The sequence below is a fragment of the Mycolicibacterium agri genome, from assembly GCF_002553505.1.
Lineage (GTDB): Bacteria > Actinomycetota > Actinomycetes > Mycobacteriales > Mycobacteriaceae > Mycobacterium > Mycobacterium agri.
This window is the reverse complement of sequence record NZ_PDCP01000024.1, coordinates 52467-67515: the sequence shown is the minus strand read 5'-3', so window position 1 is coordinate 67515 and position 15049 is coordinate 52467. Positions and strand designations below refer to the sequence as shown.

The 15049-nt window shown below is 67.0% G+C and carries 15 protein-coding genes and 1 pseudogene; 9 read left to right on the top strand and 7 right to left on the bottom strand.

What is annotated here, in order from left to right:
• Positions 1–17: 17 nt before the first annotated feature.
• A complete protein-coding gene (locus CQY20_RS15135; RefSeq protein ID WP_097940893.1) occupies positions 18–743 on the bottom strand; it encodes a FadR/GntR family transcriptional regulator in 726 nt (241 codons plus the stop codon).
• A 125-nt stretch (positions 744–868) separates the two neighbouring features.
• On the opposite strand from CQY20_RS15135, the gene CQY20_RS15130 reads away from it, so the two are divergent.
• Both CQY20_RS15130 and CQY20_RS15125 read left to right on the top strand, forming a co-directional pair.
• Positions 869–1387 carry a gluconokinase gene (locus tag CQY20_RS15130; protein ID WP_097940927.1) on the top strand — a complete coding sequence of 173 codons (519 nt, stop codon included), beginning with the start codon at positions 869–871 and terminating at the stop codon, positions 1385–1387.
• Positions 1384–2850, top strand: a complete 1467-nt coding sequence (locus CQY20_RS15125; RefSeq protein ID WP_097940892.1) for a GntP family permease — start codon at positions 1384–1386, stop codon at positions 2848–2850. The genes CQY20_RS15130 and CQY20_RS15125 overlap by 4 nt, the downstream gene beginning before the upstream one ends.
• A gap of 22 nt (positions 2851–2872) precedes the next feature.
• On the opposite strand, the gene CQY20_RS15120 is transcribed toward CQY20_RS15125, so the two are convergent.
• The 3 genes from CQY20_RS15120 to CQY20_RS15110 form a co-directional block, all read right to left on the bottom strand.
• The gene (locus CQY20_RS15120) at positions 2873–3364 is read right to left on the bottom strand and encodes an RDD family protein (RefSeq protein WP_097940891.1); all 492 of its coding nucleotides are present in this window, start codon (positions 3362–3364) and stop codon (positions 2873–2875) included.
• Between the two features lie 70 nt (positions 3365–3434).
• Positions 3435–4421 carry a DoxX family protein gene (locus tag CQY20_RS15115; RefSeq protein WP_097940890.1) on the bottom strand — a complete coding sequence of 329 codons (987 nt, stop codon included), beginning with the start codon at positions 4419–4421 and terminating at the stop codon, positions 3435–3437.
• Between the two features lie 50 nt (positions 4422–4471).
• The gene (locus CQY20_RS15110; RefSeq protein ID WP_097940889.1) at positions 4472–4978 is read right to left on the bottom strand and encodes a DUF6328 family protein; all 507 of its coding nucleotides are present in this window, start codon (positions 4976–4978) and stop codon (positions 4472–4474) included.
• A gap of 74 nt (positions 4979–5052) precedes the next feature.
• Here CQY20_RS15110 and xylB point away from each other — a divergent pair, with 74 nt between their 5' ends.
• From xylB to CQY20_RS15095, 3 genes and pseudogenes are all read left to right on the top strand, one after another.
• Positions 5053–6456, top strand: coding sequence for a xylulokinase (gene xylB / locus CQY20_RS15105; RefSeq protein WP_163701524.1), 1404 nt, complete (start codon positions 5053–5055; stop codon positions 6454–6456).
• Between the two features lie 150 nt (positions 6457–6606).
• Positions 6607–6836: pseudogene (locus CQY20_RS15100) on the top strand (DUF6400 family protein).
• On the top strand, positions 6823–7059 hold the full coding sequence (locus CQY20_RS15095; protein WP_097940887.1) for a hypothetical protein: 237 nt from the start codon (positions 6823–6825) through the stop codon (positions 7057–7059). The pseudogene CQY20_RS15100 and the gene CQY20_RS15095 overlap by 14 nt, the downstream one beginning before the upstream one ends.
• A gap of 4 nt (positions 7060–7063) precedes the next feature.
• Here the strand turns inward: CQY20_RS15095 and CQY20_RS15090 are convergent, their stop codons facing one another.
• Positions 7064–7984 (bottom strand): LysR family transcriptional regulator, encoded by a 921-nt coding sequence (locus CQY20_RS15090; protein WP_097940886.1) that lies wholly within the window; start codon positions 7982–7984, stop codon positions 7064–7066.
• 107 nt (positions 7985–8091) lie between these two features.
• Here CQY20_RS15090 and CQY20_RS15085 point away from each other — a divergent pair, with 107 nt between their 5' ends.
• Positions 8092–9573, top strand: coding sequence for an FGGY-family carbohydrate kinase (locus CQY20_RS15085; protein WP_163701521.1), 1482 nt, complete (start codon positions 8092–8094; stop codon positions 9571–9573).
• Between the two features lie 3 nt (positions 9574–9576).
• Here the strand turns inward: CQY20_RS15085 and CQY20_RS15080 are convergent, their stop codons facing one another.
• Both CQY20_RS15080 and CQY20_RS15075 read right to left on the bottom strand, forming a co-directional pair.
• Entirely contained in the window at positions 9577–10368 is a 792-nt protein-coding gene (locus tag CQY20_RS15080) for an SDR family NAD(P)-dependent oxidoreductase (protein ID WP_097940885.1), read from the bottom strand.
• Positions 10365–11387 carry a sugar-binding transcriptional regulator gene (locus CQY20_RS15075; protein ID WP_097940884.1) on the bottom strand — a complete coding sequence of 341 codons (1023 nt, stop codon included), beginning with the start codon at positions 11385–11387 and terminating at the stop codon, positions 10365–10367. Before CQY20_RS15075 ends, CQY20_RS15080 begins: the two co-directional genes overlap by 4 nt.
• Before the next feature lie 151 nt (positions 11388–11538).
• Between CQY20_RS15075 and eltD the strand changes: the two genes are divergently transcribed.
• The 3 genes from eltD to CQY20_RS15060 are packed head-to-tail and all read left to right on the top strand — an operon-like array spanning position 11539 to position 15047.
• Positions 11539–12627 carry an erythritol/L-threitol dehyrogenase gene (gene eltD, locus CQY20_RS15070; RefSeq protein WP_097940925.1) on the top strand — a complete coding sequence of 363 codons (1089 nt, stop codon included), beginning with the start codon at positions 11539–11541 and terminating at the stop codon, positions 12625–12627.
• Between the two features lie 27 nt (positions 12628–12654).
• A complete protein-coding gene (locus CQY20_RS15065; protein ID WP_097940883.1) occupies positions 12655–14076 on the top strand; it encodes an extracellular solute-binding protein in 1422 nt (473 codons plus the stop codon).
• Positions 14077–14090: 14 nt separating this feature from the next.
• Positions 14091–15047 (top strand): carbohydrate ABC transporter permease, encoded by a 957-nt coding sequence (locus tag CQY20_RS15060; protein WP_097940882.1) that lies wholly within the window; start codon positions 14091–14093, stop codon positions 15045–15047.
• Positions 15048–15049: the final 2 nt, after the last annotated feature.

Genomic DNA, 15049 nt, shown 5'->3' with positions numbered 1-15049 from the left:
GATCTGCACACTCGCGGCTAGTTGGCCTCGCGGTCGGCGGAGAACTCATCGGCCACCGCCGCGGCCGCCTCGTCGATGATCTCGCGCATGGCGCGTTCGGCGGCGGCCTCGTCGCGCATCCGGATCGCGCGGGCCACCTCGTCGTGCAACACGATCGCCGCCGGATTCGGTGTCGCGGGCATCATGTGGTGGTGCGTGCGGCCGGTCAGGATCTCGGCCACCACGTCGTTGAGCGCGCGGAACATCTCATTGCCGCTGGCTTCCAACAGTGTGCGATGAAAGACCTTGTCCGCCTGCAGATAAGACTCCAGGTCGCCAGACCTTCCGTGCACGACCATGTCCGACACCGCGGCCGCCATGATCCGGCATTGATGCGGGTTGGCGCGGCGGGCCGCCAACGCCGCGGCGGTGGGTTCGAAACCGCGGCGCAGTTCCGACAGCGACACCAAGACCGCCGCGCGGTCATCGGATTCCAGCCGCCAGCGGATCAGCAGTGGATCGAAGACGTTCCATTTGTCGGACGGCTGAATCGTGATGCCGACCCGGCGGCGGGACGCGACCATGCCCATCGACTCGAGCACCCGGATCGCTTCGCGCACGACGCTGCGGGAGACGCCGTACTCAGCGCTGACTCCCTCGAGGGTGACCACCTCGCCCGGCGCATACCTCCCGGACGCAATGCCCGTGCCCAATGCGGACAGCAGGTTGCGATGCACGGCGCCGACGTTTGATGGCGAAGCCACGCATACATCCTGTCATAGCTTTGCTAAGCGAAGCTATCAACATAGTTTTCTTGTGATCCTCTTGCAATAATATGACTTTTAGTGCACGCTGTGTGACGTCACACACAACCGGGTAGGTGGAGTGGATGGGGTCACCAATCGTCGTCATGGGCGTGTCCGGCTCCGGGAAGTCGACGGTGGGCGCCGCGCTGGCGCAGCGTCTTCGGGTCCCGTTCGCCGACGCCGATGACTTCCATCCGCAGGCGAACATCGACAAGATGACCGCCGGTCAGCCGCTCAACGACGACGACCGCTACCCGTGGTTGGAAGCCATCGGCGAGTGGCTCGCCGCCCATTGCACCGACGGTGGGGTGATGAGCTGCTCGGCGCTCAAGCGCAAGTACCGCGACCAACTTCGCAGGCACTGTCCCGACGTGATCCTGCTTCACCTGTCCGGGTCGCCGGAGGTGATCACGCGTCGCCAGGCCAGCCGCCCCGGCCACTTCATGCCTCCGTCGCTGCTGGCGTCGCAGTTCGACACGTTGGAGCCACTTGAGCCCGACGAGCGCGGCGTCACCATCGACGTCGATCAAAGCATCGACGCCATCGTCGATGACTACGTCGAGTTATCCGCTTCTGGCGCAACGGAACAGGAGAAGAAATGACCCCGGCACTCACCGTCTTGGCGGCCGAACCAGAGTTGGCCGAACCCGTCGCCGCCGGCTGGCAGTTGGTGCTCGCCGCGCTAGCGGGCATCGCGCTGATCGTCGTGTTGATCACGATCACCAAGCTGCATCCGTTCCTTGCCCTGATCTTCGGCGCCCTGACCGTCGGCCTGGTGGCCGGCGTCAACATCGGTGACGTCCTTGAGTCGTTCGGCGACGGCTTCGGCAGCACCGCCGCCGGGGTGGGCATCCTGATCGCACTCGGCGCGATGTTCGCCAAACTGCTCGCCGACTCCGGAGGCGCCGACGAGATCGTCGACACCATCGTCGGCCACGCATCGCCGCGGGCCCTGCCGTGGGCGATGGCGCTGGTGGGGGCGATCATCGGCCTGCCGATGTTCTTCGAGATCGGCCTTGTGCTGCTGATGCCGGTCATCTACCTGGTCGCCAAACGTTCGCAACTGTCGCTCATCACAGTCGGAATCCCCGCTCTCGCAGGCCTTTCGGCCATGCACGGGCTGGTGCCGCCGCACCCCGGGCCGCTCACCGCGATCGACCTGCTCGGCGCGGACCTTGGCGTCACACTGGCTCTCGGCGTCGCCGTTGCGATCCCGACCGTGATCGTCGCGGGCCCGTTGTTCGGGCGTCTCGCAGGCCGGTGGGTCGTCCTCGACGTGCCGGACCGCTTTGCGGCCGATGACTTCTCCGGCAATGGAGGAGTCGGGGCCGCAGCGGGTGAGGTGGAAGCCGAGGGCGGCGGCGCCGCAACCCGGACCGCCACCCGGCAACTGCAGCGCCCGTCATTCGGCATCACGCTGTTCTCGGTTCTGCTGCCCGTTGCCCTAATGATGGGCAAGGCCCTCGTCGACATCTTCATCGCAGACGAAAGCAATTGGCTGCGGCAGACTTTCGACATCCTGGGCCGCCCGCTGATGGCGCTGCTGATCGCCGTCATCGTCGGCATCTTCACGCTGGGTCGCGGCGCGTCGATGACCCGCGACCAGATCACCAGGTGCCTGGAGACGTCACTGCCGCCCGTTGCGGGCATCATCCTGATCGTCGCCGCCGGTGGCGGTTTCAAACAGGTTCTCGTGGACACCGGCATCGGCACGAAACTCGCGGAATGGGCCACAGCCGCGAATATTTCGACAATCCTGCTGGCCTGGGTGCTCGCCGTGCTGATTCGCCTCGCCACGGGCTCGGCGACCGTCGCGACCATCACCGCCTCGGCGTTGATGCTCAGCCTCACCGAGGGCATGAGCACCGGGCAGGTCTCGCTCATCGTGCTGGCGGTCGGCGCAGGCTCGCTGTTCTTCTCGCACGTGAACGACGCCGGCTTCTGGCTGGTGAAGGAATACTTCGGGATGAGCGTCGGTCAGACCATCAAGTCCTGGTCGATCATGGAGACCGTGCTGTCGGTGGTCGGTCTCGTCCTGGTGCTGCTGCTCGGGCTGGTGATTTGACCGGACGCACGCACGGCCGCGGTCAGCCCTTGACCACCTGGGTCCCGCCCGCCAGTTCGTCGTGCTTGCCCTGCTTGGTCGAGCTGCCGCTGATGGTCACCGCGATGACCAGGATGGCGATGACGCCAAGCAGGCCACCGATGAACGGGATGATCGGCAGCAAGGTCCACACATTGCGGACCGCCGACTGCGCGGCCGTCGGTTTCGGCGCCCCGGCGGGCCCATTCACGCGCAGACCGAGCAGCTTCTTGCCGGGCGTCCAACCCTGAGCGGTCTCGAAAGCCACGAAGTAGATGAACGTCAGCAGCCCGGTGAAGAGGCCGGTGACCCAGTAGTTGGACAGCGTGTCGGTGACGAAGAACAGCAGCAGGCTGATGATCCCGACGATGATCCCGTCGATCAGCCGGGCGAAGAAGCGAACCACCAATCCGGCCGGCTGAAGGTTTGTGGGAAACGGCGGGGGATAGCCCCTCGGGTCGCTGCCGTGCGGTCCTGGCGTCGGATCGGTCGTCATATCGCTCCTGAGCCTCCACTGGTGATCGGTAGCGCCAATCTACCGTCCGGCAGCGGGGCAGCGGAGTGACTCAGCTCCAGCGCCGACGCTGCTTTTTGGCCTGCTTCTTCGCGTGCTTCGTCTGTGTCTTCGCGGTGCCTGCCAATTCGGCTGCGCGTCCGCGCGCGACGGTGGCCAGTTCCGGCCCTCGCTCGCGAGCCGCATCCGCGACTTCGGCTGCGCGTCCGCGGGCGGCGTCGGCGATCTCGGGTGCACGTTCCCTGGCGCGCTCGGCCACCACAGCGGCGCGTCCGCGGGCGACTTCGGCGAACTCGGGTCCGCGCTCACGGGCGAGTTCGGCGAGTTCGGCGGCGCGTCCGCGGGCGACTTCGGCGAACTCGGGTCCCCGCTCACGGGCGAGTTCCGCAAGCTCGGCTCCGTGCACTTTGGTCGCCGCCGCAAGCTCGGCTCCGTGCACTTTGGTCGCCGCCGCAAGCTCGGCTCCGCGCTCCTTCGCCACCTGCAGCCCATGCCCCACCTTCTCGGCGAACGCACTGTCGGCCAGCGCTCCGCCCGATGCCGCGCCGGATGCGGCGCCAACCGGCAACGCAGCGGTCACCGCCCCGGAGACCTTGCGCGCTGCGCGACGACCACGCCAGCCCAGTGAGGGCTTGCCCTCGGTGTCGACTGCGGCGATCACCAGCCCGCCGAGCAGGCTGAGGTCGGTCATGAACGCGCGGCGTTGGTCGGCCTTGCGCTCCGGGTCGGTCTCGTTCCAGAACATGTGCCCGCTCAGGCTGCCCGGTATGACGGTGAATGCCAGTGCCGCCGAAGCCAGTCGAGGCATCTTGCCGGTAGCGAGCAACAGGCCGCCGCCGATCTGCACGGCGGCGTTGATGCGCGCGAACGTCTCGGCGTCGGCCGGCACGTTCGGTCCGATCGGGTCGGGCAGCTGACGCATGCCCTCCAGGGCCGGGCGCGCCACGTCGGCGGCGGGTTTCGGATTCCGCAGGGCGTCCACGCCCTGCCCGATGAATGCAACTGACAGGAGCGGACGCGCGATTCGTCGGATCAACATGGACCGGGGGTTCCCGCGGCCACCGCTTCACAAACAGTGGCGAGTGGGTCTTAGTAAGTCTTGGGCCGGTGACGTCGAAAGGGCAGCGGGAGAAGGAACCAAAAGGAAACGAACGCGGTGAGTATGCAGCCTCCCGCGATCCACGCAGCGGTTCTACCGATCACCGCATCGAAGATGACGACACCGACCCCGGACAGCGCCAGACCGAGCAAAGCCAGACCGGCGATCGCCCACAAATGTGAGGTCGCCACGATCGCGTCGAGCCGGCGCCTGCGGAAAAGCACGCGGTGCATGCCGACCGGCGCGAGAAGCAGAAGGGTCGAGCCGATCGAGCACATGACCGTGGCAAGGTAGACCAGCCGCATCTGGTCGTCGAGTTCCGCGAAGCGCTCTTGGAACGGCAGCATCAGAAGGAAGCCGGTGAGCAGCTGAACCCCGGTCTGGGTGACCCGCAACTCTTGCAACAAGCTTGCCCAATTGCGGTCCAGGCGTTGAGCTTCCGTCTCGTTGCGGTGTACATCCCATCGCCCTGGCGTTTCGGGATGCTCGATGTCCACTCGGCAATTCTCGCAGAACCACGCGGCACATGGCCGATCGACGGTTTCCACGCCGAGCGGGTAACTTCGCATGCGTGACCCTCGTCGCCGGTATCGATTCGTCCACTCAGTCGTGCAAGGTTCTGGTCTGCGACGCAGACACTGGGGCGATCGAGCGATCGGGAACCGCGCCGCACCCCGACGGCACCGAGGTCGACCCGAGGCATTGGTGGACCGCCCTGCAGAGCGCCGTGGAAGGCGCAGGGGGGCTCGACGACGTAGCCGCCGTCTCGGTCGGCGCCCAGCAGCACGGCATGGTGTGTCTGGACGAGAGCGGCGACGTGATCCGAGACGCGTTGCTGTGGAACGACACTCGCTCCAGTGAGGCCGCCGCCGATCTGGTCGACGACCTCGGCGGTGCCGCGGAATGGGCGAAGCGGATCGGCGTGGTGCCCGTCGCCGCGATCACCGCGGCAAAGCTGCGCTGGCTTGCCGACCATGAAGCCGAGCATGCGGCCGCCACCGCCGCGGTGTGCCTTCCGCACGACTGGCTGACATGGCGGCTGAGCGGCTCGATCGACATCGGAACGCTGCACACCGACCGCAGCGACGCCAGCGGCACCGGCTACTTCTCCGCCGAGTCGGGTGCCTATCAGTTCGACCTGCTCGAGCTGGCGATGCGCGGCCGCAGACCGCAGCTGCCGACGGTGCTCGGCCCGTCCGGCTCCGCGGGCCAGACCGCCAACGGCGCAACGCTCGGCCCCGGCGCCGGTGACAACGCCGCCGCGGCACTGGGACTCGGCGCGCAACCGGGTGACTGCATCGTCTCGCTCGGCACCTCCGGTGTGGTCAGCGCCGTCGGGCACACCGCACCCCACGACCCCGAGGGCATCGTCGCCGGTTTCGCCGATGCCACCGGTCGCCAGCTGCCGCTGGTCTGCACGCTCAACGGGGCGCCGGTGCTCGCGGCGGTGGCCGCGATGCTCGGCGTGGATTTCGACGAACTGGACCGGCTGGCGTTGTCCGCCCCCGCGGGCGCTGAAGGACTCACGCTGGTGCCGTATCTGGAAGGCGAGCGCTCGCCGAACCTGCCGAACGCCACTGGGGCACTGCACGGCATGACGGCGCGCAATCTGACATCGGCCAACATCGCCAGGGCCGGCGTCGAAGGACTGCTCTGCTCCCTGGCTTATTGCCTCGACAAGATCTCGGCCCATGGCGTCGACGCCGAACGGATCATCCTGGTCGGCGGCGGCGCCCGCTCCAAGGCAATTAGGGAGATCGCACCGGCGATCTTCGGCCGGCCCGTCGCGGTGCCGACCCCTGGCGAGTATGTGACCCTCGGGGCCGCGCGACAGGCGGCGTGGACGCTGACGCGGGCCGACGCGCCGCCGGACTGGACCGCCGGGGACACCACGACCTACACCGCGGCGCCGACGCCGGAGGTCCTCGATCAATACCGGCGGGCGCAGCCGTTGACCTTGGGCCAAGGTGTCTGACGGCCTGGTCGGCGCTGTGTGACGAACCTCGCATCATCAGCGTGACCTGATTCATTGCTTCCTCGGCGTTGGTTAGGAAGCGTCACGTTCTCATTGCTTAGCCGGACTGCATATGTGCGTGACTGCGTGACTGATGGACGGGAGGTGGCCATGGCCGACCTCGAATTCGCGTATGACCTGACGCTGGATGAGGTCCGCCGCCGCACCGCTGTATTAGAGGCGATCGGTGAGGACTGGGATCCGTGGCCGTTCTCGCCGAGGAGAACAAGGCCTACGACATGCTCTACTCCGACCTGGACGAAGAGCAGCAGCGCATCTATGACGAGCTGGTCAGCGCAGGTGTGCTGCCGGAGCGGTCGGGCGAGCATGCTGCCGATTGATCCGACCGCAGACCGGTCGCGACGTGCCTGGCTGGAGTGCCCCAACTGCCTGCACGGCGCCCGCTGCGCCGACTGTCAGAGTTCCCGCAACTGCGCCACGCACTGGCAATACCTGCTGGGCAACAAAGGCCCGCTGGTGGACATGCAGTGCCCGTCCTGCGCTCACCTGTGGTCGCTGGACACCAGTAAGCGCGAGGCCCGGCGCAAGCGCAACGCCGCTTGACCCATCACGGCTTGGCCTCCGGACGCGGCCAGCTCAGCCGGGGCAGCGGCCGACCCTGCGGCGGGCGAAGCCGATCGAGCACCACACGAAGCGGCGGCCACGTCGCCCGGCCCCGCCGCGTCACCGCGTAAGCGGTCAGAATCACCTGCGGATCCGCCAACGGACGCACCGTCACGCCGGGATGGGTCGGCCGGTCGATCGGCAACAGGCCCACCCCGTATCCGGCCACGATCAAATCCTCGACCAGGTCCAGGCTGTCGATTTGGTGTGCGATCCGGGGCGTGAAGCCGGCGAGCGACGCCAGGGTGCGCACGGCGTCTTCGTCTGCGGTGTTGCGTGAGTTGACGATCCAGGTGTGATCTGCGTAGCTGCCGATGTCGGCTCTGCCCTTCTCACGCTCGGCGGGGACGCCGAGACCCCACTCGACCGACCACAGCGCGACGGTCTCCAACACCGGACCGGGGGATGCGGGCGCGAGGTTGTAGTCGTAGGTCAGGGCCAGATCGAGATCGTCGTTGGTCAGCAGCGCGAAGGCCTCGATCGGCTCGTACTCGCTGATGACGAAACCCACCTTCGGATAGCGGTCGGCGAGCTCGGCCACGATCGGTAGCAGTGAGACGCGAAGACCAGTGGCGAATCCGCCGATGCGGACCGTGCCCGCCGGCTCGGCATCCGGATCGAGATCGAGCCGGGCGCTCTCCACGGCGGCCAGGATTGTGACGGCATGGTCGGCCAGTCGACGCCCGGCCGGCGTCAGTCGGACCCGCCTGCCCTCGGGCTCGATCAGCTGGGCGCCGGTCTCCTTGGCGAGCGCGGCGATCTGTTGCGAAACCGTCGACGTGGTGAGGTTGTGCGTCTCGGCGACCGCGCGCATCGAACCCAGTCGGGACAGCGCGAGGAGCAGTTGCAGGCGGCGGGTGTCCACCCGACGATTGTTCACAGAAACCGAACGATGTGTCCAGCAACGCGTCGAGCACCCGAACGGTCCGGATCGCGTGAATCGGCTGTGGCGCTCCACGTAGGGTTTGTCGCGTGGACCTGCTGCTCGGAATCGACATGGGGACGGGGAGCACGAAAGGCGTCCTCGTCGACATATCGGGGACAGTGATCGCGTCCGAGGCCATCGCACACGGGATGGACCTGCCCCGGCCGGGATGGGCGGAAGCCGACGCCGAGGGGATGTGGTGGCGCGAGGTCTGCGCGATCAGCAATGCGTTGATGTCACAACTACCGCCAGGCGGCAGGGTGGCGGGCATGTGCGTCAGTGGAGTCGGCCCGTGCCTGGTGCTGTGCGACAGCGACCTGCGGCCACTGCGCCCGGCGATCTTGTACGGCGTCGACACCCGCGCGACCGAAGAAATCGCCTCTCTCACCGAAGAGTTCGGCGAGAGCAAAATCCTGGAGCGCGCAGGCACCCTGCTGTCCAGCCAGGCGCTCGGCCCGAAGCTGGAATGGGTGCGCCGCCACGAGCCGCACGTGTTCGACGCGGCCCGCGGCTGGTACGGCTCGAACTCGTACATCGCCGCCAAGCTGACCGGTGAATACGCCATCGACCACCACACCGCAAGCCAGTGCGACCCGCTGTATGCCACCCGTGAGCTCGACTGGAATTACGAATGGGCGCAGCGGATTTGCGGTCCGCTGCCGCTACCGAGGCTGGTCTGGCCCAACGAGGTCGTCGGCGGTGTGTTGCCCGAGGCGGCCGCCGCAACTGGCGTACCCGAGGGCACCCCGGTCGTCGCAGGCACCGTCGACGCCTACTCGGAAGCGTTCTCGGTCGGAGTGCGCCGGCCGGGCGATCAGATGCTGATGTACGGCTCGACGATGTTTCTCATCCAGGTCATCGACGAGTACCACAGCGATCCGACGCTCTGGACGACCGCGGGGGTGGACCGCGACAGCTTGGCGCTGGCGGCAGGCACGTCGACGGCGGGCAGCCTCATCGGCTGGCTGCAGAAGGTCACCGGCGGTGCGTCGTTCGAGGATCTGATGGCCGAGGCGACGGGGGTGCCGCCCGGCTGCGAGGGCCTACTGGTGTTGCCGTATTTCGCCGGCGAGCGGACACCTGTCTTCGACCCGCAGGCGCGCGGGGTGGTCGCCGGACTGACGCTGCGTCACGGCCGTGGACATCTGTTCCGCGCTGCCTACGAAGGGATTTCGTTCGGGATCCGGCAGATCCTCGAGCGGTTCGACGACGCACACGCAGGCAATCGGACCGTCGCCGTCGGCGGCGGGCTGCGCAGCCCGATCTGGGCGCAGGCCGTCAGCGACATCACCGGCCGTCCGCAACTGGTGCCCGAGCAGGCCATCGGCGCCAGCTACGGCGACGCGCTGCTGGCCGCCATCGGTGTGGGCCTGGTGCCGCCGAGCACCGACTGGGCCAAGATCGCGCGCGAGATCAAACCCGATCCGCGCAACCGCGCGCTCTACGACGACCTCTACGACACGTGGCGCGAACTGTATCCGGCCACCAAGCCCCAGGTGCACCGGCTGGCTGCGACGGAGCCGGGCTGAGTCTCAGCCCATCGTGTAGCCGCCGTCGACCGGAATGTCGACGCCGTTGACCATGCTGGCGGCATCCGAGGCCAGCCAGACCACCGCGTCGGACACCTCATGCGGAACGGCGAAGCGGCCGAGCGGAATTCGGGCCAGCATCGGTGCGGCCTTGGCTTCCTCACCCCACACCCGCTGGCCCATCTCGGTGAGCACCACCGTCGGGCACACCGAATTCGCCCGGATCCCATACGGGCCGAGTTCCCGCGCCAGCACCTTCGTCGCCATCACCAGCCCCGCCTTTGACGCGCAGTAGGCGTAGTGGTCGGGCAGCGGTGCGAGCGCGGCGGCCGACGCCACGGTGATGATCGACCCGCCGGTGCCTGCCTCCACCATCGCGGCCGCTACCGCCGACGCCAGCAGGGCGGGCGCGCGCAGGTTGACCGCGATCGTCGCGTCGAACAACGCCGGATCGGTTGCGGTGACCGGTTGGGGATGGGAGATGCCGGCGTTGTTGACCAATATGTCGAGCCCACCGAACGCATCGGCTGCCCGTCGTGCCAGTTCGGCGGGGCCATCGGCCTCGGCCAGATCGATTGCCGCGGTATGGATCTGAGTGCCGAACTGCTCGGACAACGCCGAGCGGGCCGCGCTCAACTCGGTTTCGTCGCGGCCGCTGAGAACCAGGTCGGCGCCCGCGGAGGCGAACGCACGGGCGATGTCGGCGCCGATGCCCTTGGTCGCGCCGGTGATCAGCGCGCGCTTACCGTCGAGCCTTAAGGCACCGGCGTAGCGGGGGTCGGCCAGGGTCGTCATGGGCGCTCCACGGTGTCGAGAATCGCCGACGCCGTCGCCGGGTCGGTGACCAGTTGATTGAAATACCGGCCGCGGGCGCCGCCGATGATCGACTCGACCTTCTCGGCGCCGACGGCGACGGCGATGGTAACCGGAACATGCCGCAGCGCTTCGAGTTCCACGGCGATCAAGCGCTCGCTGCCCTCGAATTCGACCGGCTCGCCTGCGCGGTCGAAGAACCGCGAGCACACGTCGCCGACGGCCGCGCGCAGCGACGACGAGCCGGTGGGCACGAATTGCGGTATGTCCGAACGCATCAGCGGCGGAGCGCCGACACCCATCAACGCGCACCGCGCATGCGACCACAGGTCGAGTACGCGCTGAATGCTCGGATCGTTGAGCAGCGATGGATACAGGTCGGGGCCCGGCAGCGCCGGGGCGAACAGATAGTTCGGTCGCCCGCCGATGCGGTCGGCGACCAGCCGGGTGATCTCGTTGGTCTGGTACCACGCCTCGGGCTGGTCGTTGCCGCCGACCGTCGGCGCCACCCGGACGCCGGGCAGCGGCACGAGGTCGTACTGGGCGACCTCGTAAACGGTGCGCCCCGACGACACGAGCAGCGCGTCGCCGGGCAGCAAGCCCGCCGCGGACAGCGCGCGCCCCACCGCCGGTGCCAGCGCGCCTCCCATCACGTCGAGGTCGGTACGCCCCGGCCCGGGCGTCGGCAGCGGCATGCTCAGATACACGTTTGTCAGCGACAAAGCGCGCGCCAACCGGTCGGAGAGGTCACCGACGGTGACCTCGGACGGCGGCACCACCTCGATGCGCACGATGCCGCGCCGCTTGGCCTCCGACAGCAACCGGCTCACCGTTGCCCGGCTCGTGCCGAGCTGCGCGGCGACGTCGGCCTGGGTCGCGTCTTCGGTGTAGTACAGCTTTGCTGCCTGATAGAGCAGCGATGCCGGGAAATGACCGGCATCACCGTCGGATCTGGTGCTCTCGACGCCTGCTGGCGGAGTTGGTTGAGCGGCCCGGGGCATGTGACGAGTATGACATCTGCACATCTGTTCATGAAACTTTCTCTCTGAACAACTGTTCTGGACATCTGTGCACATAAGCGTTAGCGTGACTCGAACCACAACACGGCCACACGTGTGAGCAGCGGACAAGCCGAGGTCGACAGGAGTGCAGATGTCCGAGCAGATCCCCGAGAAGATGCAGGCAGTCGTGTGTCACGGACCGCGCGACTACCGACTCGAAGAGATGGCGGTGCCGCAGCGCGGCCCCGGCGAGGCGCTGATCAAGGTCGAAGCGGTCGGCATCTGCGCCAGCGATCTGAAGTGCTACCACGGCGCGGCCAAGTTCTGGGGTGACGAGAACCGGCCGGCATGGGCCGAGACCATGGTGATCCCCGGACACGAATTCGTCGGCAGGGTGGTCGAACTCGACGACGAAGCAGCGCAGCGGTGGGGGATCGCGGTCGGGGACCGGGTGGTCTCCGAGCAGATCGTCCCGTGCTGGAAGTGCCGCTTCTGCAAGCGCGGCCAGTACCACATGTGCCAGCCGCACGACCTGTACGGCTTCAAGCGCCGCACTCCCGGCGCGATGGCCGACTACATGGTGTATCCGGCAGAAGCGTTGGTGCACAAGGTTTCCGGCGACATCCCGGCGCACCACGCGGCCTTCGCCGAACCGTTGTCGTGCTCGCTGCACGCTGTCGAGCGCGCGCAGATCGCCTTCGAAGACACCGTCGTGGTCGCGGGCTGCGGGCCGATCGGGCTCGGCATGATCGCCGGTGCGCGCGCCAAGAACCCGATGCGGGTCATCGCGTTGGACATGGCGCCGGAGAAGCTCGAGCTGGCCAAGCTGTGCGGAGCCGACCTGACGATCAACATCGCCGAGGAAGACGCCGAGCAGATCGTCAAGGGCCTCACCGACGGCTACGGCGCCGACGTCTATCTGGAAGGCACCGGCCACACTTCGGCGGTGCCGCAGGGCCTCAACCTGCTGCGCAAGCTGGGCCGCTACGTCGAGTACGGCGTCTTCGGCAGCGACGCCTCGGTCGACTGGAGCATCATCAGCGACGACAAGGAGCTCGACGTGCTCGGCGCGCACCTCGGCCCGTACTGCTGGCCCGCCGCGATCAAGATGATCGAGTCCGGCGTGCTGCCGATGGACAAGATCTGCACCCACCAGCTGCCGCTGACGGAGTTCCAGAAGGGCCTCGACCTCGTCGCCAGCGGCAAAGAGTCGGTGAAGGTTTCGCTGATCCCGGCCTGACGCCGAACGCGAGCGAAGGAACACGACATGAATGAGGGTTCGACCGGGCCGCGGATGTCTCGGCGAAACATGCTGGCGGCCATGGGCATTGCCGGTGCCGCCGCGGTGAGCCTGCCGGTGTTGTCGGCCTGCGGAGTCGGCGGCAAGGCGAGTGCACCCAACGGTGCGGCCGAGGTCGGCGGCGGCTTCGACTGGCGAAAGGCGTCGGGGTCGACGATCAACATCCTGCAGACCCCGCATCCCTACCAGCTGTCCTACCAGCCGCTGCTCAAGGAGTTCACCGAGCTCACGGGGATCAACGTCAACGTCGACCTGGTGCCAGAGGCGGACTACTTCACCAAGCTCAACACCGAACTGGCCGGTGGAACGGGCAAGCACGACGCGTTCATGCTTGGCGCCTACTTCATCTGGCAGTACGGACCTCCGGGCTGGATCGAAGACCTCAACCCGTGGCTGGAGAACAGCTCGGCCACCAGCGCCGAATACGACTTCGAGGACATCTTCGAAGGCCTGCGCGCCTCCACCCGGTGGGACTTCACGCTCGGCGCCCCGTTGGGCACCGGCGGGCAGTGGGCGATTCCGTGGGGCTTCGAAAACAACGTGGTGGCCTACAACAAGGCCTACTTCGACCGGCGAGGTATCACCAAGCTGCCCGACAACTTCGACGACTTCGTGCAACTGGCCGTCGATCTCACCGACCGCTCGGAGAACCGCTACGGCATCGCGACCCGCGGGTCGAAGTCCTGGGCCACCATTCACCCCGGGTTCATGACGCAGTACGTGCGCGAGGGAGCGGTGGACTACACGTTCGACGGAACCGACCTCGTCGCCGAGATGGCAAGCGACAAGGCCGTGGATTTCACCAAGAAGTGGATCCAAATGCAGCATGAGGCCGGGCCGACATCGTGGACCACCTACGACTATCCCAACGCCACAGGCGATCTCGGCGACGGAAAAGCGATGATGGTCTACGACGCCGACAGCGCCACCTACCCGAAGAACAAGCCGGGCGCCAGTAAGGAGGCCGGAAACCTGGGCTGGTACGCGGGTCCCGCCGGGCCCGACGGCAACTACAAAACCAATCTGTGGACCTGGAGCTGGGCGATGAGCGCCAACTCGCGCAACAAGTTGGCGGCGTGGCTGTTCATCCAGTGGGCCACCGGCAAGGAATCGATGAACAAGGCCGTGCAGGGCGGTACCTACGCCGACCCGGTGCGGGCGTCGGTGTTCAACACCACCTTCAAGCGCATCGCCGCCGACCAGTTCGGTTATCTGGAGGCCTTCGAAACGGTCATCGGCGACTCCAAGATCCAATTCACCCCGCAGAAGGCGTTTTTCGACACGACGCAGAACTGGGCGGTGGCCCTGCAGGACATCTACGGCGGTGACGACGCCGCGGGCCGTCTGCGCAGCCTGGCCAAGACCAACACCTCCAAGGTCAACCTCTAGGAGCTCTGGCACCCATGACCACGCAGACCCCCAAGGCGCCGGCGACCACACCGGAGCAGCCCGCCCCGGCCTCCACGCGCCCGCTGCCGCAGGTGCCGACCTGGCGGCGCAAGCTGCGGCCGTACCTGCTGTCGATCCCCGCGCTGGTCATCGTTATCGGCATTCTCTACCCGTTCGCGCTTGGCGCCTACTATGCGTTCCTCAACTACGCGGCGGTGAATCCGAATCCGCACTTCGTGTGGTTCGACAACTTCAAATCCGTGCTCGGCGACCAGATCTTCTGGCAGAGCGTCAAGGTCACGCTGCTGTTCGCGGTCATCGCCACCACGGTCGAGACCGTGATCGGCGTGGGGCTGGCGCTGCTGCTCAACCGGTCCAGCGTGATCGGCAAGGTTTTCGAGAAGGTGCTGATCCTTCCGCTGATGATCGCGCCGGTGATCGCCGGCGTGATGTGGAAGCTGATGTTCAACCCCCAGTTCGGCATCCTCAATCATGTTCTTGGGCTGGGCAACACCTTCGACTGGCTGTCGGCCAACAACGCGTTGTGGTCGGTGATCCTGGTCGACCTGTGGATCTTCACGCCGTTCGTGGCGATTCTGGTGCTGGCCGGAATCCGGTCGCTGCCCAAAGAGCCGTTCGAGGCCTCCCAGGTCGACGGCGCCGGCTGGTTCTACATGTTCCGGAAACTGATGCTGCCGATGCTGTGGCCCTACATCCTGGTGGCCGTCATCTTCCGGTTCATGGACAACCTCAAGGTGTTCGACCACATCTACGTGCTGACGGCGGGCGGTCCCGGCGTCGCGACACGCACCCTGCAGATCGGCGCGTTCGAGGACTCGATCATCAACCTCAACTACTCGCGCGGCAGCACCTACATGCTGCTGCTGTGGATCCTCGTGTTCATTACGGCGCGCTACCTGGTCAGCGTGCTCGGCAAGGCGCAGCGTCGTGCTGCCGGAGCGGAGTCCTAAAC

What these genes read in the sequence shown, in the direction of transcription:
- CQY20_RS15065 (WP_097940883.1), top strand. Translation starts at nt 12,655, where the DNA reads ATGAATGAGGGTTCGACCGGGCCGCGGATGTCTCGGCGAAACATGCTG.
- CQY20_RS15120 (WP_097940891.1), bottom strand. Translation starts at nt 3,364, where the DNA reads ATGACGACCGATCCGACGCCAGGACCGCACGGCAGCGACCCGAGGGGC.
- CQY20_RS15080 (WP_097940885.1), bottom strand. Translation starts at nt 10,368, where the DNA reads ATGACGACCCTGGCCGACCCCCGCTACGCCGGTGCCTTAAGGCTCGAC.
- eltD (WP_097940925.1), top strand. Translation starts at nt 11,539, where the DNA reads ATGTCCGAGCAGATCCCCGAGAAGATGCAGGCAGTCGTGTGTCACGGA.
- CQY20_RS15060 (WP_097940882.1), top strand. Translation starts at nt 14,091, where the DNA reads ATGACCACGCAGACCCCCAAGGCGCCGGCGACCACACCGGAGCAGCCC.
- CQY20_RS15115 (WP_097940890.1), bottom strand. Translation starts at nt 4,421, where the DNA reads ATGTTGATCCGACGAATCGCGCGTCCGCTCCTGTCAGTTGCATTCATC.
- CQY20_RS15095 (WP_097940887.1), top strand. Translation starts at nt 6,823, where the DNA reads ATGCTGCCGATTGATCCGACCGCAGACCGGTCGCGACGTGCCTGGCTG.
- CQY20_RS15125 (WP_097940892.1), top strand. Translation starts at nt 1,384, where the DNA reads ATGACCCCGGCACTCACCGTCTTGGCGGCCGAACCAGAGTTGGCCGAA.
- CQY20_RS15075 (WP_097940884.1), bottom strand. Translation starts at nt 11,387, where the DNA reads ATGCCCCGGGCCGCTCAACCAACTCCGCCAGCAGGCGTCGAGAGCACC.
- CQY20_RS15130 (WP_097940927.1), top strand. Translation starts at nt 869, where the DNA reads ATGGGGTCACCAATCGTCGTCATGGGCGTGTCCGGCTCCGGGAAGTCG.